The 20,605-nt window shown below is 40.7% G+C and carries 21 protein-coding genes and 1 tRNA gene; 17 read left to right on the top strand and 5 right to left on the bottom strand.

All coding sequences use genetic code 11. From position 1 onward, the window contains the following. The first annotated feature begins 5 nt into the window (after window positions 1–5). The 3 genes from O1D97_RS13615 (at window position 6) to O1D97_RS13605 (ending at window position 1,551) form a co-directional block, all read left to right on the top strand. A complete protein-coding gene (locus O1D97_RS13615) occupies window positions 6–548 on the top strand; it encodes a YggT family protein (RefSeq protein WP_269126384.1) in 543 nt (180 codons plus the stop codon). Window positions 549–760: 212 nt separating this feature from the next. Further along, a complete protein-coding gene (gene coaD, locus O1D97_RS13610) occupies window positions 761–1,252 on the top strand; it encodes a pantetheine-phosphate adenylyltransferase (protein ID WP_269126374.1) in 492 nt (163 codons plus the stop codon). A 47-nt stretch (window positions 1,253–1,299) separates the two neighbouring features. After that, window positions 1,300–1,551 carry a YfhL family 4Fe-4S dicluster ferredoxin gene (locus O1D97_RS13605; RefSeq protein WP_269126373.1) on the top strand — a complete coding sequence of 84 codons (252 nt, stop codon included), beginning with the start codon at window positions 1,300–1,302 and terminating at the stop codon, window positions 1,549–1,551. 94 nt (window positions 1,552–1,645) lie between these two features. Here O1D97_RS13605 and O1D97_RS13600 read toward each other — a convergent pair whose 3' ends face one another. Then, the gene (locus tag O1D97_RS13600; protein ID WP_269126372.1) at window positions 1,646–2,767 is read right to left on the bottom strand and encodes a potassium channel family protein; all 1,122 of its coding nucleotides are present in this window, start codon (window positions 2,765–2,767) and stop codon (window positions 1,646–1,648) included. Next, window positions 2,764–3,237: a tRNA (uridine(34)/cytosine(34)/5-carboxymethylaminomethyluridine(34)-2'-O)-methyltransferase TrmL gene (trmL, locus tag O1D97_RS13595; RefSeq protein ID WP_269126370.1), complete on the bottom strand. Its 474-nt coding sequence runs from the start codon at window positions 3,235–3,237 to the stop codon at window positions 2,764–2,766. The genes O1D97_RS13600 and trmL overlap by 4 nt, the downstream gene beginning before the upstream one ends. A gap of 129 nt (window positions 3,238–3,366) precedes the next feature. On the opposite strand from trmL, the gene O1D97_RS13590 reads away from it, so the two are divergent. Beyond that, window positions 3,367–3,442: transfer RNA gene (locus O1D97_RS13590), tRNA-Phe, on the top strand. A 212-nt stretch (window positions 3,443–3,654) separates the two neighbouring features. On the opposite strand, the gene O1D97_RS13585 is transcribed toward O1D97_RS13590, so the two are convergent. The 3 genes from O1D97_RS13585 to O1D97_RS13575 form a co-directional block, all read right to left on the bottom strand. Continuing rightward, entirely contained in the window at window positions 3,655–4,737 is a 1,083-nt protein-coding gene (locus O1D97_RS13585; RefSeq protein WP_269126368.1) for a site-2 protease family protein, read from the bottom strand. A 168-nt stretch (window positions 4,738–4,905) separates the two neighbouring features. Beyond that, complete coding sequence (locus tag O1D97_RS13580) at window positions 4,906–5,517, bottom strand: TetR/AcrR family transcriptional regulator (RefSeq protein ID WP_269126366.1); 612 nt, start codon at window positions 5,515–5,517, stop codon at window positions 4,906–4,908. Between the two features lie 10 nt (window positions 5,518–5,527). Beyond that, a complete protein-coding gene (locus O1D97_RS13575) occupies window positions 5,528–6,400 on the bottom strand; it encodes a dimethylarginine dimethylaminohydrolase family protein (protein WP_269126364.1) in 873 nt (290 codons plus the stop codon). Window positions 6,401–6,570: 170 nt separating this feature from the next. Between O1D97_RS13575 and O1D97_RS13570 the strand changes: the two genes are divergently transcribed. The 13 genes from O1D97_RS13570 (at window position 6,571) to O1D97_RS13510 (ending at window position 20,603) form a co-directional block, all read left to right on the top strand. Next, window positions 6,571–7,359: an ATP-binding cassette domain-containing protein gene (locus O1D97_RS13570; RefSeq protein ID WP_269126362.1), complete on the top strand. Its 789-nt coding sequence runs from the start codon at window positions 6,571–6,573 to the stop codon at window positions 7,357–7,359. Window positions 7,360–7,410: 51 nt separating this feature from the next. Beyond that, entirely contained in the window at window positions 7,411–8,187 is a 777-nt protein-coding gene (locus O1D97_RS13565) for a transporter substrate-binding domain-containing protein (RefSeq protein WP_269126360.1), read from the top strand. Window positions 8,188–8,359: 172 nt separating this feature from the next. Next, entirely contained in the window at window positions 8,360–9,091 is a 732-nt protein-coding gene (locus O1D97_RS13560; RefSeq protein WP_269126358.1) for an ABC transporter permease, read from the top strand. After that, the gene (locus O1D97_RS13555) at window positions 9,081–9,884 is read left to right on the top strand and encodes an ABC transporter permease (protein WP_269126356.1); all 804 of its coding nucleotides are present in this window, start codon (window positions 9,081–9,083) and stop codon (window positions 9,882–9,884) included. Before O1D97_RS13560 ends, O1D97_RS13555 begins: the two co-directional genes overlap by 11 nt. 206 nt (window positions 9,885–10,090) lie before the next feature. Then, the gene (locus O1D97_RS13550) at window positions 10,091–13,324 is read left to right on the top strand and encodes an ATP-binding protein (RefSeq protein WP_269126355.1); all 3,234 of its coding nucleotides are present in this window, start codon (window positions 10,091–10,093) and stop codon (window positions 13,322–13,324) included. Window positions 13,325–13,354: 30 nt separating this feature from the next. After that, window positions 13,355–13,714 carry an Hpt domain-containing protein gene (locus O1D97_RS13545; RefSeq protein WP_269126353.1) on the top strand — a complete coding sequence of 120 codons (360 nt, stop codon included), beginning with the start codon at window positions 13,355–13,357 and terminating at the stop codon, window positions 13,712–13,714. 330 nt (window positions 13,715–14,044) lie between these two features. Continuing rightward, window positions 14,045–15,340 carry a sn-glycerol-3-phosphate ABC transporter substrate-binding protein UgpB gene (gene ugpB / locus O1D97_RS13540; RefSeq protein WP_269126351.1) on the top strand — a complete coding sequence of 432 codons (1,296 nt, stop codon included), beginning with the start codon at window positions 14,045–14,047 and terminating at the stop codon, window positions 15,338–15,340. 127 nt (window positions 15,341–15,467) lie between these two features. Further along, window positions 15,468–16,343, top strand: a complete 876-nt coding sequence (gene ugpA, locus O1D97_RS13535; protein WP_269126349.1) for a sn-glycerol-3-phosphate ABC transporter permease UgpA — start codon at window positions 15,468–15,470, stop codon at window positions 16,341–16,343. Further along, a complete protein-coding gene (gene ugpE / locus O1D97_RS13530; RefSeq protein ID WP_269126347.1) occupies window positions 16,343–17,191 on the top strand; it encodes a sn-glycerol-3-phosphate ABC transporter permease UgpE in 849 nt (282 codons plus the stop codon). The genes ugpA and ugpE overlap by 1 nt, the downstream gene beginning before the upstream one ends. 2 nt (window positions 17,192–17,193) lie before the next feature. Next, complete coding sequence (locus O1D97_RS13525; protein ID WP_269126345.1) at window positions 17,194–18,264, top strand: sn-glycerol-3-phosphate import ATP-binding protein UgpC; 1,071 nt, start codon at window positions 17,194–17,196, stop codon at window positions 18,262–18,264. Between the two features lie 7 nt (window positions 18,265–18,271). Next, window positions 18,272–19,009: a glycerophosphoryl diester phosphodiesterase gene (locus O1D97_RS13520; protein WP_269126343.1), complete on the top strand. Its 738-nt coding sequence runs from the start codon at window positions 18,272–18,274 to the stop codon at window positions 19,007–19,009. Between the two features lie 15 nt (window positions 19,010–19,024). Further along, a complete protein-coding gene (locus O1D97_RS13515; protein WP_269126342.1) occupies window positions 19,025–19,807 on the top strand; it encodes a DeoR/GlpR family DNA-binding transcription regulator in 783 nt (260 codons plus the stop codon). Continuing rightward, the gene (locus O1D97_RS13510) at window positions 19,788–20,603 is read left to right on the top strand and encodes an HAD-IIB family hydrolase (RefSeq protein WP_269126340.1); all 816 of its coding nucleotides are present in this window, start codon (window positions 19,788–19,790) and stop codon (window positions 20,601–20,603) included. The genes O1D97_RS13515 and O1D97_RS13510 overlap by 20 nt, the downstream gene beginning before the upstream one ends. Window positions 20,604–20,605: the final 2 nt, after the last annotated feature.

Genomic DNA, 20,605 nt, shown 5'->3' with positions numbered 1-20,605 from the left:
CACCAATGACTTCTGATCCGATTATATTTTTATTTAAAACACTGGCTAACTTGTATTTATTTGTGGTGTTGTTGCGTTTGATCTTGCAATTAACAAAAGCGGATTTTTACAACCCAATTAGTCAAGGTGTCGTAAAAGCCACAAATCCTTTATTACTGCCTATTCGTAAGCTAATTCCTTCTATTGGTCGTGTTGATACGTCCTCTATTGTATTGGCCTTAGCTGTCCAGTTCGCTACGATTGCGGTAATTTTGCTGATAAAAGGTTATCAGTTAGGGGCGGCTCAGTATGTGGTTTTTACCCTTGCAGGGACCGTATATCATTTGCTTGATTTATATTTCTGGGCGATGTTGATTTCTGTTATCTTAAGTTGGGTTGCTCCGGGAGCTAATCATCCAGGTGCTATGCTGGTTCATCAGATCACGGAGCCTTTATACAGCCAAGTTCGTAAAGTAATTCCTAATTTAGGTGGTTTGGATATTTCACCTATCTTTATCTTCTTGGCGATTAGTGTATTAAAGCAATTCATTGCACCTTTTGTAATCTAGTCCAGAGACCTCAGTTTAGATATTTTCATCTACACTGTTTTATTGAAAGGCATGATGGGTACGTGCTTATTAAATAGACAATATTCACAGGTGTTAATTGAGAACATGGGCATTATTCGATATGATGCGTGCCTTTGTTAGAAATTAGAGCGTAAAAGTAGGGGTATTCTCTGCTGTTATCGCCTTCTTTAATTACAGTTCGGGTGAGAGCTATGAGTACAATTGCGGTTTATCCAGGGACATTCGATCCTATAACGAATGGTCACACCGACTTAGTAGAGCGTGCAGCAAAGCTGTTTAGTAACGTGGTTGTTGCGGTTGCAGCAAGCCCAAAAAAGCGACCTGTATTGTCTCACGACGTTCGAATAGCTTTGGCGCAACAAGTATTAAGTCACTTACCCAATGTTGAAGTTGTTGGGTTTGATAATTTATTAACTGAATTTACCCGTTCCGTAAATGGTAAAGTAATCGTGCGTGGTCTAAGAGCGGTGTCTGATTTTGAATATGAATTTCAGTTAGCCAATATGAATCGTGTGATTGCGCCTGATGTAGAAAGTTTATTTTTAACGCCATCGGAAAAACATTCTTATATTTCTTCAACGTTAGTGAGAGAAATTGCCTCTTTAAATGGTGATTTCGGGCAATTTGTAAACCCTGAAGTTGAACGGGTGTTACGTGAACACTATAACGTTAAACAGAAATAATATTGAGCGGATCACTCAAGCGTAATGAGTTTGTGAGGAGGTAATATATGTCGTTGATTATTACAGATGAATGCATCAATTGTGATGTCTGTGAACCTGAGTGTCCAAATGAAGCGATTTCTCAAGGTGAAGAAATTTATGTGATTGAGCCTTCAAAATGCACAGAATGTATTGGGCATTATGATGAGCCACAATGCCAGCAAGTCTGTCCTGTTGATTGTATTCCGCTAGACCCTAGTCGTCGTGAAACGGAAGAACAGTTAATGGAGAAGTACTTAGTCTTAACGGGACAGTTATAGCAATACGCATTTATGTAGCTTAAAGTCTATCTACAAAAAAGCCATGTCATGCATGGCTTTTTTGTATCTTCTTAACAGGTTCCCAAATGAAGGGCTAGGCAAAATAGTTTTTAATGATTTGCTTGCTGGGGATAACCTGGTCATCGTTTACTAAAATAATAAGAGAATGAACGGTAACTATCTCTGATGTTTTTGGGTGAGTCGTCACCATTCCATTTTCCCCAACATAACCAAGTGCTGTACCAACATCGTATTGAATGAGAGTGGTAACAATATTAGCCCATGTTTTCCCTTTGATTTCAACGTCTAGACGAATCGTGTGATCCCCTTGGTAGCGAAATAAATCCTCTAATACCTGTTCTGTACCGGGAGCAATTAAGGAGCGTACAAGCATTTCTGGATAAGCTCTGATCGGTCGAATCACCGCATCGGCCCTAGCGTTTCTAAAACGGTCACGATTAGCGTCTTCTACCGATTCGGCTAAAACAAAAGCACTTACTTGTAGCTCCTTAAGGCGATGTAGTATGTCAAACACTTTGCTATCACTGGTACTTTCTTGGCTGTCAGGGCTGAGTACGATAATGTATTTCGCTCGCTGGGCTCCAGCCGATTCTAGCATTCCCGTTGCCGTAGCATCTCCAGTATGATGAACCACTCCATGGGCTCTTAATGACATTGGCAGGCCTTCAGGAAAGTGAGGGGTTAAAATTTGTATTGGTGTCTGTTGTAATTCTGGAGAGTCGCAGATCTGAGAAATTAACCGCTCTAGATAACGTTCAGTATAATGTTTTGGTGTATTTACAATTAATAAATGATCTTGCATTTGATCCCACTCCATGTTGCCTTTGATGCGCATTTCTTTCTTTTGTAGGCGCAATTCGATGTAATCACTGGCGATTTGGGCGAGTAACGCTATTCCCATGCCATAGATAAGTATGATGGTGGCCGCTTGTCCCCAAAAGGTAGCGGCAGAAATATCACCATAACCTGTAGTACTGGCAGACGTCATTGATAACCAGAATGCTTGCCACCAGTCCATTTCTTCAAACAGCACCATCGCTAAACTGTGTAATAAGATAATGCCAGCGAGCAGCACAAACCTAAATTTCAAATCGTTTGAGGCGTGCAGGTAGACACTGTTTTTAAAATCTTGTCGTCTCTTTCTGTGATTTTTTTTAATAGTCCAATGAGAGGCATCATACTGTCCACCGTTCATAAATCTTGATCTGGCATAGCATAATCGAGCTGCCTCCATGATTCGTATACCATTACAGCGACGGTATTAGATAAGTTTAAGCTACGGCTATTTGGCTGCATGGGCAATCGTAAGCGCTGTTCCGGCGGTAAAGCCTGGATAAAGTCCGAGGGCAGTCCTCGAGTCTCAGGGCCGAAGACAAGCACATCATTTGGCTGAAAGCTTGCTTCAGAATGGGGGCGGCTGCCTTTAGTTGTTAAAGCATAGATGGTTTCAAAGGACTGTGAGTCCACAAAAGCCTGCCAATTTTTATGGCGTTTGACCTTGGCGACTTCATGATAATCTAAACCCGCACGACGAAGTTTCTTGTCTTCTAATTCAAAACCAAGCGGTTCAATTAGATGCAGTTGGAAACCAGTATTCGCACAAAGACGAATGACGTTACCTGTGTTCGGTGGTATTTCTGGTTCGAATAAAACGATGTGCAGCATATTTTTTCTTCTATATTGATCAATAGGTTGTCCAATAATAGCAGATAAGAACTTTTTTCTAACTTATTGTAAAAAAAATTAAAAAAACTATTGACCCTTAAATAGATTCCTATACAATGCACCGCACTTGCCCAGATAGCTCAGTCGGTAGAGCAGAGGATTGAAAATCCTCGTGTCGGCGGTTCGATTCCGTCTCTGGGCACCATGATTAAAAAGGCCAGCTTTTAAAGCTGGCCTTTTTTCGTTTAGACTTCTGCAAATAGAGCAATTTGAAGAAGTGGAACCCCCATAAGGTCTATCCTTATGGGGGTTTTTTTATGCCTGTAATAAACTGAAATATTTATATGAAGAGATGGTTTGTGAAAAGAAAGGCTTTAATTGCTTCCTTTTCAAATAGGTAAGGCGGATTGTTTTTGTCTAGGCGCCTAGGATGGCCATAGGAATGGCTAAGGCGTTATTTCCGGTTGTGCCCAGGATGTAGATGATAGAACACAGTAGCCCAACAGTGACAACGTACCATACGGCCGAGACAGCTTGACCATATCTATCTAGTGGTAGCAACTGACTGCGATGACGGTCGCGCCATTCGAACAGGATTTCAAAGGTACCGATAAATAAAATAAAACCTAAAAGCGCAAAGCCAAAGTAATAACAGGCGGCGATGCCGAGTAATGCGCCTAGTACACAGACAATTAAACCAAGCACGGAATTCATGGAGAAAGCGACGCTTTTTAAGATATGTCCTCCGTCTAATGGCAATACTGGTAATAGATTAAATAAATTTAGCAGTGCGTTAAAGGAGGCGATACCGGCGAATAGCTCAATGTCTGTGATCCAATAGATAATAAGACTGACGATGGAAAGCAATAAGCCAAAGAATGGCCCCATAATGGCTATGACGACATCTTGCCAGCGGGTGTTGATTTTACTTTCAGAGAGCGCTAGACCGCCAATAAAAGGAATTAAGTAGATGCCCTTGGTTTTCATACCGAAGTATTTCATGGCACGAATGTGTCCGTATTCATGGAATACTAAACAAGCAATCAGTGCGAGTGCGAACTCGATAGAGAATAGCCAAGAGTAGGCCGCAAGCGAACCTGCAGCAAATAAGACCTTAATGGCTTTTGCGCTTTTGAGCATTTTAAGCGCGAACGAACCGAGACCAATGAAGCTGAATTTTTTCTTTTCAGGCGGACGGTTGATCACTTCTTGTGTTTCTATGTCCTTGGTGGTGATTTGACCTTCTGATATCGGCGTATCATTGACCGTTAAAGCGTATTTTAACAGAAAGGGTTGCCATTCAAGGTCGACATCTAAATGGCATTCAATAGTGCCTTGGTTAGACTGAAGAGTAAAACTGTGTCTTTGCAATGGCAGTGCATCGGCATTCGCATTAATTTGAGAAACCAAGTGACCATCCCAAAATAGTCCTTGCCAACCTGACATGGCCGCTTCTAAGCGAAGTTCTTTTCCAAGACATTCTATTCGTAATAATTGCAAAATAATCTCATTCTTAGCGTTTAAGTTAGCGGTGATTATGGCTAAATTTACTCTGTAATCAAAGGGGGGATCGTCTGTATGGAATCAAATTAGGCGTTAATTAACACTCAGTTTCATGATATTTGGGGTGTTTCCAGACAAGTCGCACTCTTGCCACACGTGGTGTTATTAAATCTTGAGTGAAAGAATCGCCGCAGTAGCCTCGATCCCTAAATTTACTAGCTCGTTTCTTTGGAATTTATTTCCCGCTAAACTGCCTTCAATCCAAAGACCGTCAATGATGGCGTTTACTTGTATCGCATAATTCTTCACTTTTTTGTCGTCTAAAGCGATGCCATTATCTAAAAATGAATCTCTAATAAGAGGCTCTAGTATATTTGTTGTCTCAACGTAGGCCTCGTTACGAATAATAGACATTTCAGTGTCGATGTAAGTCACTGGAAGAAAATTCGCCCAGAGCAATACAGTACGTGGTGCCACAATAGGATAAGAGAGCGTTGCACTAATAAAGTTACGCAGTCTAACTTGTGGCTTGACAGTATCGTCATCTACAGCAATGCGAGCATGGGAATAAATCTGATCCAAAAGAGCGGCATAGGCCGCCCTCATGAGTTCGTCTTTTCCAGAGAAGTAAAAGCGAATTAATCCATTAGTGACGCCTGCATAATCAGCCACTTTTCGGACAGTGGTTCCTTGGAGACCTTCGTTTTCAATGCAATTTAAGGTTGCATCAATCAGCTCCTGACGACGGTTATTGCCTTCTCTTCTGTTGGTAGACATTCCTAAAAAATTAGCCTCGTAATATAGGGTTCGTTAAGCAAGTAGGACCGCCCTCGCAAGCAATACACAATGCATCACCTTCAAAAACCTGGACCTTACAGCCAGCGTCTTCCATCAGTTGTTTTGTTAATGGAAAACCGTCAATCATGATACATTCTTTGGGCTTTACTGGTAATACATTTAGGTTTAAGCCGCCACTGGCTAGATATTCTTCGGGGTTACAATCCAGTAGAGTAAAGCCTTTTTCTAATAATAAGCTATAGAATGCTGTTGGCATCAGTGGAGAATAAATGAGAGCCAGTTTTTCATCCAGAGGAGAAATCATAGACATAAGATGTAGGCAAGCTTCCGCGCCTTGCCAAACAGGTAAATCAAAGCCGATGACTTGGATGTCGAAAGGGTTTAAAAGCGCGTTAAGTTGATCAATTCCTTCTCGGTTTGAACGAAAACCACACCCGACTACAATTGTTTTTTCGTCCAGCCAAATAAAATCGCCACCTTCAATTTTTGCGTTACCTGTTAGCGCGCCTAAAACCGGTATATCAAGAGCTTCATAAGCTTTGCCATGAAGTTCCGGCTCTGGTATACGAAGTGTTTTTCCCATATTCAGTAGCACAGCACCATGATCGGTTACCAAAGAGGCGTCTTGCGTGAACATAGCGTCACACAAGCCATCATTATTATCATCGATCCATGTTATTTCAGCGCCAGAGTCACTAATTAAATCAGCAAAAGCACCGTATTGGGTAATGGCTTTTTCAGCATCAAACATACTACCGTAATGCCATTTATTGGCATCGGCGGCTAATAGGCTTTTTCCTGGGCGGCGCATCAAAACGCGTTTAATAGGGTGTACCATAGATTGGCTGCCAAATAATTTCATCATCTTTTCCTTCATTAAATTTACGTGACTATTTCAGAACGAGAATAACCTTATTGACATCATTATTATGCAAGTGTATAAAATTATGCAAGCGCATAATTTTATATTTTTAAAAAATGTCTATAACCGCGTAGTTAGAAACACGCTCATGAAAAGAGCTGAGGTAAGTTATGGATCGAAATAAGCCGCTAAAAACAAAGTACATACTTGAAGTAAGTGATTTGAAGAAAACCTTCAATGACATTGACGTTCTTAAAGGTATTAATTTCACGGCTCAAAAGGGAGATGTGATTGCGCTTATTGGTGGCAGTGGCTCAGGTAAATCGACGACACTACGTTGCATTAATATGTTGGAAACGCCAACAGCAGGCGAAATAGCCATTTTTGGACAACATATCGATTTAATTCCTGATCATGCGAATGGGCTGAAAGTAAAAAGCAAAGAACAGCTTAGAAGTATCCGTCAAAGAATTGGTATGGTGTTTCAAGGGTTCCACTTATGGAGCCATTTAACTATCGAACAAAACATCATAGAAGTGCCAACTCAAGTATTGAAAATCCCTAGGGATCTGGCTATTGAGGAAGCACATGAGTTGTTAAAGAGGGTTAATTTATTTGATAAACGGCACCAGTATCCATCGTGTTTATCGGGTGGCCAGCAGCAACGAGCGGCGATTGCCCGAGCGTTAGCCATTAATCCTGATCTCATGTTATTCGATGAACCGACTTCCGCATTGGACCCTGAATTAGTAAGCGAAGTATTAGCGGTCATGAAAGATCTGGCGAGTGAAGGGCGCAGTATGATTATTGTGACTCATGAAATGAAATTTGCGGCTGAAGTGGCAAACAAGGTTCTATTCTTAAATCAAGGTGTTGTTGAAGAAGCCGGTACGCCTAACGATATATTTTATGCACCAAGGTCTGAGAAATTAAAACAATTTATTCGTTCAATAAAATAAAAAAACCAAGTGTTTAAATCACAAAAACATAATATTACAAAGGAAAATCACATGATTAAAAAACGCTTTTCTATGATGCTAGTTGCGTCAAGTATGGCCATCTGTTCAACATTGTCTTTCGCTGAAACACTTCGTATCGGCATCGCAACCGAACCGTATCCACCGTTTTCAGTGCCCGATGCGTCAGGCCAATACACTGGTTGGGAAATTGATATTACCAAAGCAATTTGTGCTGAAGCGAAACTAGACTGTGAAATAGTAGCCACCGCATGGGATGGTATTATCCCCGCGCTACTCTCTCGAAAAATCGATGTGGCGGCCGCCTCACTTTCTATTACCGAAGAGAGAAAAAGGGTTATTGATTTTTCTGATAAATACTATCAAACCGGTGCTGCAGTGATTGGACCTAAAAATAAGCCGTTTGGAAGTACGCCATCAGAGTTAGATGACAAGATCATTGGCGTGCAAGGGGCGAGTATTCATGCCAAGTTTGTTAAAAAACATTATAAAAATGCCACGATTAAAGAATACCAAACTCAAGATGAAGCCAATCAAGACCTTTACTCCGGTAGAATTGATGCAACTCAAGCCGATGCATTAACGTTAGAAAGCTTTTTGGCTTCTGCTGACGGTATGAAATGCTGTGAGCTAAAGGGAATGGCTATTAATGATGAAGCCTTATTGGGTGCTGGTATTGGTTTTGGATTACGCAAAGGAAATATTGAATTAAAAGAAAAGCTTAATGATGCCATTCAAGCTATTCGAGACAATGGCCAATACGATACGATTTCTAAATCGTACTTCTCTTTTAATATTTATGGAGAATAATTAGGGTATCTGAGTTTTAGATAGCGCTTAAGAAGGCGCCATTTTACTCGCTTAACCTTAATATTGGCGTTGACAGTAAGCATTTCCACAATGCATGGGTTGAATATGAAATAAACCAATGAATGTCTCTTAGTGTTTTCTCTGAGAGTCATTCTTTCTAATTAGGTAGTGTATGTTAATTGATTATCAATCTATGTCTTTGTGGGAGTTGCTTGCATTTAATTCTCCTGGTTGGGGCGGGGCTTTATTATCGGGTTTAGCGCTTTCTCTTCAAATTGCTGTGCTGGGTTACTTTTTTGGTCTCATAATCGGGCTTTTTGGTGCAATAGGTAAATTGAGTCAAAACCTTTTGTTAACAGATTTGTTGTATTGTTATACAACCGCTGTGCGAGCCATTCCTGAACTTGTCTTGATCCTGTTAATTTACTTTGCCTTACCTAATGTGATTAATGACGTTCTTTACTCATTTGGTTTTGATGGTGTAGAAATTAATGGCTTTTTTGCTGGTGTGTTGGTCATCGCCTTTGTTCAAGGTGCTTATGCCACCGAAGTTATTAGAGCCTCCATTGCGGCCATTCCAAAAGGTCAAATTGAAGCCGCGCACGCATTTGCTATTCCAAAATATAAGATCCTATATCGGATTATGATTCCCTCAATGATTCCTCATGCCTTGCCGGGTTTATCGAATTTGTGGCTTATTGCAACTAAAGATACCGCCTTGTTAGCGGTAGTCGGTCTGACTGAATTGACTCTGGCAGCAAAGCAGGCCGCTGGTGCGAGTAAGCAGCAACTGACTTTTTTATTGGCCGCTGGTGCACTGTATCTCCTTGTTTCTTTATTGTCAGAAGTCTTGTTTAAGTATCTTATTAAGCGAACGGAAAAAGGACAAACTCATGGGTCATGAAACCGCTAGAAAAACCAGGTATCTATTTGGAATACGTTGGCTTTTTCCCCATAGGATGATATTGCTGGTGCTCTTATGTTTGCTCGTTTTTTCTTTAGTCACTAAATTAGATTGGTATTGGATTGCTGAATATAAAAGTGCCATTTTATCGGCCGTATGGAAGACCATACTATTGCTGGTTTCTACGTTTATTGTTGGCTTTATCCTCGCTGTCCCCATTGGTTTAGTTCAAGTGACAGGCCCACGCCCTTTAGCCATGGTGGCACATTCGTTTTGTAGTATTATTCGAGGCACACCTTTATTGCTGCAGATATGGATTTTCTATTATGGCTTTGGATCCGTTTTTCCTGAAATTGAAGGCATTCGAGAATCCTTTATTTGGCCTTTTTTAACCAGTGCCTGGCCTTATGCCTTTTTTGCATTAACCTTGTCTGTGATGGCTTATGAGGGTGAAGTATTACGTGGCGCGTTGTCGGGTGTACCAAAAGGTGAGCTAGAAGCGGCTAAAGCAATGGGGATGAAACCGTTCAAGATTTTAACTAGAATTTGGTTGCCTAGGGCGATTCAAAGGACATTACCTATTATTGGGGGAGAGGTGATTATTCAGCTGAAAGCCACTCCTTTAGTCGCGACAATAACGATTATTGATACCTATGCCATTTTCTCCAACATTCGGTTGGAAACATACATAGTGTATGAGCCTCTGTTATTAATGACTCTGATTTATTTGATTTTAGCCGGTGCCGTTACACTTATATTTACTTTTTTAGAAAGGCAGTATAAAAATCGTTAGAGGGTGACACCCTATATAGCGCGTTAATGAGAAAATAAAGCGTACAATTTCAGAAAAATGAGAGATTAAAACAGTTCTATCTATTAAGAATATCCATTTTGAATAAAGTGAGTAACTGAGCATTCTGAAAATAATACTTATGCTATTCTTATAGCGGAATGTAAAAGGTTATTTGTTACTTCATTTATTAAAAATGGATTTCTCGCATGTACAAATTGTTTTTTCCGGCGTTCTTCACGGCCGTTCTTTATTTTTTGTTAGGGTTTATTAGCCAAAAAATTGCTATTCCTCCCGGTTATTCTACTATTTTATGGCCTTCTTCCGGTCTGGCTTTAGGTGCGGTTCTTGGTTGGTCGTGGCGGGCATTACCAGGAGTATTTATTGGTAGCGCACTGATTAATCTATACATCACCTATGTAACTGTCGGTGAGCCGAATTACCCTTTAGTGACATTAATTGCCCTAGGGGCAACCATTCAAGCGTTATTAGGCTATTTTTTGATTTCGGCATTTCTAAATACGCCATTCGATTTTTATAAATCAAAAAACGTGCTCTTATTTCTTTTTCTTGGTGGGGTGGTTAGCACCTTAGTCGCACCCACTATCGGCAGTATCGGTCTCTTGTATTTTGGTGCTATTGGGATCATCGAATTTTCTGCAAATTGGTTTAGTTGGTGGATTGGTGACTCTATTGGAGTGATTGCTGTTACTCCTTGGATATTGGCGGCGTTTCCTAAGCTGGCTAAGAGTGAGTTGCCTCATATAAAGCAGTTTTCTGCTATTTTGTTTTCTATAACAGTAATAACGGCTGGTATTTCTTTAGTAGCGTTTAATTTTGATCATGCAAAGCAAAAGCAAGAGTTTGACAAAAACTCAAGTATGCTAGCGTTTCACTTTGAATCTAGGTTAAAAAATTCAATCGATTCTTTATATGGCTTAGCGGGCTTTGTTCAAGGCGTTGATCATTTGACTGCGGACAATTTTCGATCATATGCGAGCAAGGTAATGGCTAATGATGCGGCGATTTTAGGACTATCTTGGAATAAAAACGTACCTGCAGAAGAGTTAACATCATGGAACGAGTTTTTACAGCATACCTATTCCGATCCAAGTTTATTTATTTATGAGAGAAATGCACAGCTGAACAGAGTGCCCGTTCAAGCGAGGGATAAACATATTGTTGTCAGTTTTATAGAACCTTTAGATCAAAATAGTAGGGCTCTTGGATACGATGTGTATTCTCAACTCACTCGCAAAGAGGCTTTAGATATCGCCTTTAACACAAATAAAATTGCGTCTACATTGCCCATTAAGTTAGTACAAAAAGAAGGAAAGCAAGAAAATATAGGAGAACTTATTTTCTTGCCCGTTTTTGAAGAGTCCATTGGGTCATCAAAACCAAAGAAATTACAAGGATACGCTACGGCGATTTTATCGGTAACTGAGCTCTCCACTATCTTGCTAGGAGAAGATACGTTGTTGCCTCATACTGGATTATATTTATTACATCATGATACCAAGCTAGATAAATCCCATGTATTAGCACGTTTTGACCCTCAAAAGACATCATTAGAGGGTGTACTTTCTAAACTATCATCGAATGATTTCCCTATGATTAGTCGGCATGATATTACGATTGGAGAATCGCGGTGGGAGCTGGTACAAGTCAGTTATGAGTACAATATATACCACCCTTGGAGTACTCATTTTGTATTTGCAGGCGGTTTTCTTTTAACTGGCTTATTTGGTTGGTTTCTAATCTTAATTGCCAGTAAAACGAGTTATATGGAAAAGGAGGTTTTGAAAAGGACGAAAGACCTCTCATTGTTGAATCAATCTTTAGTTGAAGCAGAAACTGAAAACAGTCGGGCGAAACTCGCTGCTGAGGCGGCAAATAGAGCCAAAAGTGAATTTTTAGCAAATATGAGCCATGAAATTCGAACGCCGTTAAATGGAGTACTTGGCTCTTTGTCGTTGTTAGATCAGGCGTTGTTACAACAAGACCAAAGAAAAATAGTACAGCTCTCTTACAGTAGTGCGGAATCTCTATTGGATATTATTAATGATATTTTAGATCTCTCAAAAATCGAAATGGGTGATATTGATTTTGAGGAGAATGAATTTGATTTAGTTGAACTCATCGAAGGCGTTGGGCAAACATTAGCGATTAAAGCTCATGAAAAAGGCATTGAATTGCATTGTCCATTAACAGTACCTCAACAAACTAAAGTCATCGGAGATAGTTTACGTATTCGTCAAATTTTGATCAACTTAATCAGTAACGCAATCAAGTTTACTCCTAAAGGAAGTGTGAGTGTTGCGGTTTACCTCAAGAGATTGAAAGGAGGCGGTTCACTGGTAGAGCTTTCTATTAAAGATACAGGCATTGGTATATCGTATGCGGACCAACAAAATTTATTTACGCGCTTTAAGCAGGCAGACAGCTCGACAACACGTAAGTATGGTGGAACTGGATTAGGACTAGCTATCACAAAAGAGTTAGTCGATATGATGGGTGGAAATATGGGCATGACCAGCGAAGTTGGCCAGGGCTCAACGTTTTGGGTTAAGTTACGATTAAAAGAGGCATTGTCATTGCCAAATGAAGCCGATCGCCCTCTTGTAGCCGTGACATCATTATTGTTAATTACGAGCAGCCATAAAACGGGTCAATATCTTTCTGAGCTATTGTCGAGTTGGAATATCGATTGTTTAGTTTTAGATAACTTTAGTGCTGCGATCGAGCATTATCAAAATAAAGATATGCCATTTCAAATTGTCATTGAAGACCAAAAGTTGTGTAATAAAACCAATGTTAAACTATTAGAAATTTGGTACTTTTTATGTAAACGTCAAAGTGTAAAACGTGTTTTATTGACTAACGCTTTACCGGCACCGCTGAATACAAAAATGGACTATGACACATACTCATCCGAAATAATGAAACCCGTTCGTAAAGCCGATTTATTGAGTGCTTTGACTGACAATTTAAATAATGAACACGGCGAGTCATCAAATATGAAAAGTAGTACTCATAAGGAACTGGCTCAGTTTAATCATCATGTTTTGCTTGTAGAAGACAATATAACAAATCAAATAGTGGGGCGCGGCTTACTTGAAATGAAAGGTTTGCGTGTTACGGTGGCGAATAATGGTGAAGAGGCGTTACGTTTCGTAAAGGATAATCATTTTGACCTGATTTTTATGGATTGTCAGATGCCGGTTATGGATGGATATGAAGCAACAAAACACATTCGAAAATTAACCGCGTCGTTAACGGAAACCTCTCCACAGGTGCCGATTATTGCATTGAGTGCAAATGCTATGAAAGGTGAAGACTTTGTCTGTCTGGAGGCAGGAATGGATGATTTTATGTCGAAACCGATAGATCAGATGGTTTTGGTTGAAAAGTTATCTCATTGGTTAAATAATAACGAGTAATCGACTCACTTTACTATTCAGGACAATACAATGGAAGAACATGAAAATGTCATATTTGATAAAGAGAGTTTTTATCGCAGAATGGGACACAATGCCCAGTTAATCTCAATTGTCTCTAAAGAATTTATCAAAGAAGCCTCGTCTCAAGTCGAGGAGCTAAAAGCCATCGCGGCGACAGGTAATCGATTAGAACTATCAAGGCAAGCTCATAAGCTTAAGGGGTCATCAGCTGAAGTGGCGGGTAACAGAATGCAACGTATCTCTTTTAGTTTGGAGAAAGCTGCAAAGTTGGATGAGTCAGTCGTTTCTCAAGCTGTACTATTGGAAAAAGTGATCTTGTTAGAAAAAGAATTTCTTGATTTAAAAAAGGAATTAGAATTGTCAGCTTAAATTTTTCCGTAGATATTTATATGAACCCCATTAATAGTAAGCATGGCATTAATGGGGTGTTAGAAAATGGACGATGCTTTTCCTTTCCTTTTTTTCTCCGATTTTGTAAATCATGGACCACATCCTACTCGTCAAATGAAAATATAATAAGTATTTTTTGATTCTATTTGATCAAATATCGAACATTTTTATGTTTTTTGGTTTCATTTGAACTTTATGTATTGTATTTTTAGGTGCGAATGAAATTTTACTTTCATATAATTGAAATATTTCATTGTTATTCTTTGCCTCGATCAAACTAATAATAAAGCTCAAACGAGGAGCCTGAACATGCGTAAACGTAATCTTTCTGCTTTAATACTTGGTGCAACTCTTGCTAGCTCTGGTTATGCGGCTACTGAAATTCAGTGGTGGCATGCAATGGGGGGAGCCTTAGGTGAAAAACTGAATTCAATTGTGGCTGACTATAATGCGTCACAAGATTTATATGAGGTGAAAGCTTCGTATAAAGGTAACTACACAGAAACCATGACGGCGGCGATTGCGGCATTTCGTGCGAAACAACAACCTCACCTAGTTCAAGTATTTGAAGTAGGTACGGCAAGCATGATGTCTGCAAAAGGCGCAATCTATCCCGTTCATAAGTTAATGAAAGAATCTGGCCAATCATTCAATGGCGACGCGTTTTTAAGTGCCGTTACGGGTTATTACACTGATGGCGATGGCAATATGTTGTCCATGCCGTTTAACAGTTCTACACCCGTTCTTTATTTCAATAAAGAGCTGATGGCAAAAGCCGGTGTTCAGGCTCCAACGACTTGGAATGAAATGGACATGGTTGGTAAAAAACTGCAAGACGCAGGTATCAATTGTGGCTTTACAACGGCTTGGCAATCTTGGGTGCATTTAGAAAACCTGAGTGCACGTCATAACGCACCATTTGCCACAAAAGCAAATGGCTTTGGCGGCTTCGATACTGAGCTTGTTTTCAATGGACCGCTTCAAGTGGCTCATGTTAATAAAATGGGTGAATGGCAGAAAAATGGGATTTTCAGCTATTCTGGCCGTACCAATGATGGCGCCGCGAAGTTTTATAGTGGTGAATGTGCTATGTACACAGAGTCATCAGCAGGTTATTCAGGTATCAAACGTAATGCACCATTCGAATTTGGTGTCGCACAACTTCCATACTGGAAAGATCAAGTAACTGAGCCATCCAATACTATTATTGGTGGTGCGTCTTTGTGGGCTCTTCAAGGTAAGCCAGCTGATGATTATAAAGGTGTTGCGTCTTTCTTGAGCTATTTATCAAGAGCAGATGTGCAAGCGGATTGGCATCAGTTTAGTGGTTATCTACCAATCACCAAAGCGGCGTTCGACCTAACGAAAGGACAAGGTTTCTATGAGAAGAACGTGGGAACTGAAGTTGCAGTAAATCAAATGCTGACGGGTACACCAACTGAAAATACGAAAGGTCTACGCCTAGGTAATTTCGTACAAATTCGTGGCGTAATTGATGAAGCTTTAGAATCTGTATGGAACGGTGATGCAGATGCTCAAGCCGCATTAGATAATGCAGTAAAACGTGGTAACGTCTTATTGCGTAAATTTGAGAAAGCAAACTAAGGTTGCTTTTTTAAAACGGTACCAAAAAGGCTTAAGTTACCTGATTTAGGAACTTAAGCCTTTGTGTTTATATCCATTTCCAATAGATCAAAGTATGCGTTTGATCTGTTTTTACTAGGTAACACGCATGAACGTTACTTTCCCTCATAGAGCATTACCCTGGCTGTTGTTACTTCCGCAATTAGCCGTCACTGCCATTTTCTTTTTATGGCCAGCAGAGAAAGCGGTTGAACAAGCTTTCTATCAAGAAGACGCTTTTGGCTTAAGTCGAGAATTTGTTGGCTTAGAAAATTTTATCGATTTACTTACCGACCCTTATTATTACGAATCGATCGTCGTTACGCTTATATTTAGTTTCTCGGTGGCATTTTTAGGCATTGCCGTTGCGTTAGCATTAGCCATCATGGCTAACCGTGTGATTAAAGCACAACTTTTCTACCAAACATTATTGATTTGGCCCTATGCAGTGGCGCCTGCTTTGGCTGGGGTTATTTGGTGGATTATGTTTGACCCCAGTATTGGCCCTGTTGCGCAATGGCTAAAATTTTGGGGTATTCAGTGGAACCATTATTTGAATTCTACTGATGCCATGATTCTCGTCGTCATCGCGGCTACTTGGAAACAAATCAGTTATAACTTCTTGTTTTTTCTCGCAGGATTGCAAGCTGTGCCTAAATCTCTTATTGAAGCGGCCGCGATCGATGGTGCCAGCCCGATTAAGCGTTTCTGGACCATAGTGTTTCCTTTATTATCACCAACGACGTTTTTCTTATTAGTCGTTAACCTAGTTTATGCATTCTTTGACACATTCGGCATTATTGATGCCACTACCGGTGGTGGGCCAGGTCAAAGCACTAAGATCATGGTTTATAAAGTATTTGATGATGGCTTTATTGGATTAGATTTAGGTAGCTCAGCGGCTCAGTCGGTTATTTTGATGGGAATCGTCGGTATCATGACTGTGATTCAATTCCGATTTATTGAACGTAAGGTGCAATACTAATGATTGAAAATCGTCCATGGCTGACGGTACTCAGCCACATTATATTATTGTTAGGTGTATGCGCCGTAGCCCTACCAATTTGGATTGCTTTAGTGGCGTCAACTCATACACCTGAAGCATTTGTGCAGGGTGTTATTCCTTTATGGTTTGGCGACCATGGTGCCGAAACATGGGGTAAAGTGCTATTTAGTGCTGCGGGTAATGGGGTCGATGTCCCTGTTTGGTTTATGATGATGAACTCCTTGATTATGGCGCTTGCTATTGCTTTTGGGAAAATTGCTATCTCTATTATCTCCGCTTACGCCATTGTCTTTTTTCGTTTTCCTATGCGTTCTCTTTGCTTCTGGATCATTTTTATGACCTTGATGTTGCCTGTAGAAGTGCGAATTATGCCGACCTATCAGGTCATTTCAGATTTAAGTTTGTTAAATAGTTACACCGGCTTGGCATTACCGCTAATTGCTAGTGCAACGGCGACGTTCTTATTTAGACAAAGTTTTCTTACCATTCCTGGTGAATTGGTTGAAGCGGCGCGTATTGATGGTGCTGGCCCTTGGCGGTTCTTCTTCGACATTTTGTTACCTATGTCGAGAACTAACATTGCTGCACTGTTTGTAATCTTATTTATTTATGGTTGGAACCAGTATCTATGGCCTTTGCTTATTACAACGGACGATGCTTATTTCACCTTGGTGATGAGTATCAAGCGAATGGTATCCGTCGCAGATGGGGCGATTGAATGGAACAGTGTCATGGCAACAACGATGTTAGCGATGCTGCCCCCCGTTATTGTGGTAGTAGGTATGCAAAAACTATTTGTTAAAGGCTTAGTGGATTCGGAGAAATAAAAATGGCTGAGGTAATTCTTAAAGAGGTCGGAAAGACCTACCCAAATGGCTTTAATGCCATTCCTGCAGTCGATCTGCACATTGCAGACGGTGAGTTTATTGTTTTAGTTGGTCCATCTGGTTGTGGTAAATCCACCTTATTACGCATGGTAGCGGGACTGGAAAGCATTACTTCTGGTGAGCTTACGATTAACGGCACTGTGATGAATAAGAAAGAACCGGCAGATCGTGATATTGCCATGGTTTTTCAAAATTACGCTTTATACCCACATATGACGGTTTTTAATAATATGGCTTATGGGTTAAAAAATCGCGGTGTAGATAAAGCGACTATCTTGAAAAAAGTAAACTCAGTAGGAGACATGCTGGGCTTAGAAGAGTTATTAGATCGTAAACCGAAGCAGTTATCTGGTGGGCAGCGTCAACGTGTCGCAATGGGACGAGCTATGGTGCGTGATCCACAAGTCTTCTTATTTGACGAACCTCTGTCTAATTTAGACGCTAAGTTACGAGTGCAAATGCGTGTAGAGATCCGTCAATTACAACGCAAGTTGGGTACAACCACTTTATATGTAACCCATGATCAAGTGGAAGCCATGACGTTGGCGGATAGATTGGTTGTACTTAATAAGGGGAACGCTGAGCAAATAGGCACACCGCTAGAACTTTATGAACGCCCAGCGACGCCTTTTGTCGCCGCCTTTATTGGTTCTCCGTCAATGAACTTATTAGATGCAAAAGTCGCGGATGGCGTTCTTTCAATTGGTGCGAATATTCGTTTAGCAACGGATCTGTCATTCAATAAAAATGTTGTTTGGGGAATTCGTCCTGAACATTTAGAATGCCTTCCTGAATCAGCGCCAAATGAGGACGCCGATTTTATATTGACAGTGCAAGCTGTGGAATCATTAGGCGCGGAAACGCTTATCTATGGAACTTTAGAAGGCGTTGAAACCATTGTGGTAGTACGTCTTTCAGGTCCCCATAGCCCGGAGCTTGGAAGCCAGATGAAACTGAAAGCACCGTCTGCAAAGTGGCATTTATTTGATGCCTCAACTCAACAACGTTTATGAGTAGATTATGTTAGATGTGAAGGTCGTTGGTCATCGAGGTGCGGCGTTATTAGCACCTGAAAATACGTTGGCAGCCATTAAAGCGGGGGCCGATGCCGGTGTTAAATGGGTTGAAATTGATGTGTACTTGGTGGCGGATGACGGCTTAGTCATTTTCCATGATGAGACGCTTGATCGTTGTACTACGGGTGAAGGAACAACGTCCCAGGCTACCTTATCTTATATTCAAAGTTTAGATGCGGGTAGCTGGTTCGGCGATGAGTTTATTGGTGAAAAAGTCCCCACTTTGGTTGAAGCGTTAACTTATATTCAATCATTAGGCTTAGGCTTGAATCTAGAAATAAAATTCGATCAAGATAATGTGGATGCAATTGTCCCAGGTGTATTAGCTGAATTAGATACGCATTGGCAAGACAATGAAAAGTTGATTATTTCAAGCTTTAATAAATCGGCCTTAGAAATGTGTTATCAATTGTCCCCAACGAGGCATTTAGCGCAATTATATGAAGCCATACCGGATTCCTGGCAAGAAGATTTAGCCTACATAAAAGCGTATAGCTTACATTGTGATTATTCTTTATTGACAGAATCTCAAGCAAAAGCGGTAAAGGCGGCGGGTTATAAGTTGCTTTGCTATACCGCTAATACAATCGATCAGGTTGCTGATCATTGGCATTGGGGCATGGATGCAATAATTACGGACGATCCTAATGTGTTTTTAACGCAGGAATTAATACTCGACTAAATTATAGGAATCGAAATGAGCCTATCGGAGCGTCAGAATCAAATATTAAACTGGGTGCAGCAGGTTGATAATTTGTCGATTGAAGTACTTGTCGATAAGTTCGATGTTTCGGCTCAGACGATACGTAAAGATGTGAATCAGTTAGCTGATTTGCATCTTGTTCGCCGGCAACATGGCGGAATTACACAAATGTCGACGGCTGAAAACTTACCTTTTGATAATCGTCAGTATTTAAATGGGACGGCAAAACAAAAGATCGCACATATGTTAGCTCGTGATATTCCAGATGGCGCTTCCGTGTTCTTAGGAATTGGTACGACAGTAGAGTACGTAGCAAAAGAGCTAATACATCATAAGGATTTGCAAGTCTTTACGAATAACCTCATGGTGGCGGCCATTTTTAGTGGCTCGCCACATATTTGTGTGAAGATGACTGGCGGACGTTTGCGTCATTTGCATCGAGATCTTGTTGGTGCGGATGCGTTAGAGTCCATACGGCAATACTATTTTGATTACGGCATTATTGGTTGCGGTGGTTTGGATATGTCTCTTGGATTGTTGGATTTTGATCCCGACGAAGCGATTTTAAGCCGAGTCATTCTTGAGTCAAGCCGTTGCACTGTGCTCGTCGCCGATCAATTCAAATGGGGTCGTAAGGCGATGGCGAGAGTGAAAGCCTTTTCTCATCTTGATAAATTGTACACCGATTACGTTACTCCTGAGCAATCGGCCCTAATGGCTGAACATAAAGTACATTTAAAAGTAAGTGAGGCTTCCGTTGTTAGTAACAATGCATGAAACTGGCCTGCCGCAGTTGAGTGCGGCGTCCCCTTTGTTGTTTTCTAAGGTGAAATACATTCTGACTGATATAGATGACACACTTACGTGGGAATCTAGTTTACCGACAAAAACCTTTCAAGCGTTAGGGCGACTACAGGGCGCGGGTTACAAGATTATTCCTGTGACGGGGGGATGTGCGGGATGGTCTGATTTAATCGCCCGTTTATGGCCTGTTGCGGGCGTCATTACAGAGGGCGGTGCCTGCTTTTTAAGTAAAGAGCAGGATGGTCGATTAAGGTATCGTTACTGGGATGACCCGGAGCAAATGCAGACCAATAAAATTCATCTTTTGCATACTGTAAATGAAGTATTGAAAGATTTTCCGATGTTAAAACTTGCTCAAGACCAAGCCTATCGATTAACCGATGTGGCGGTCGATTATGCTCAGGACGTCATTCCTAAAGAGGTCACCGCACGAGATCAACTGTTAACACGTTTACATTCACTGGGTGTTCAGGCAAAAGCGAGTTCTATTCATGTCAATATTTGGCAGGGTCAATACGACAAATATGCAATGGCACATAGAGTGCTGACTGAACACTACGGTTTGACGGAAGACGAATTCCAAGACAGTGTTATGTATGTCGGTGATGCACCGAACGATGAAAGTATGTTTGCGAAATTTCCCTTGAGTATTGGGGTGGCGAATATTTCTCAACATTTAGATTCTATGGTGCATCGTCCAGCGATGATCACCTCTCTTTCTGGTGGTTACGGTTTTGCTGAACTAGCGGATTATTTGCTAGGACAATAATA

Origin of the sequence: Marinomonas phaeophyticola (assembly GCF_026966905.1) — a bacterium.
In the GTDB taxonomy this organism is placed as follows: domain Bacteria; phylum Pseudomonadota; class Gammaproteobacteria; order Pseudomonadales; family Marinomonadaceae; genus Marinomonas; species Marinomonas phaeophyticola.
Note: the sequence above shows the minus strand (reverse complement) of the source record. Positions and strands in the feature narration are given on the sequence as shown.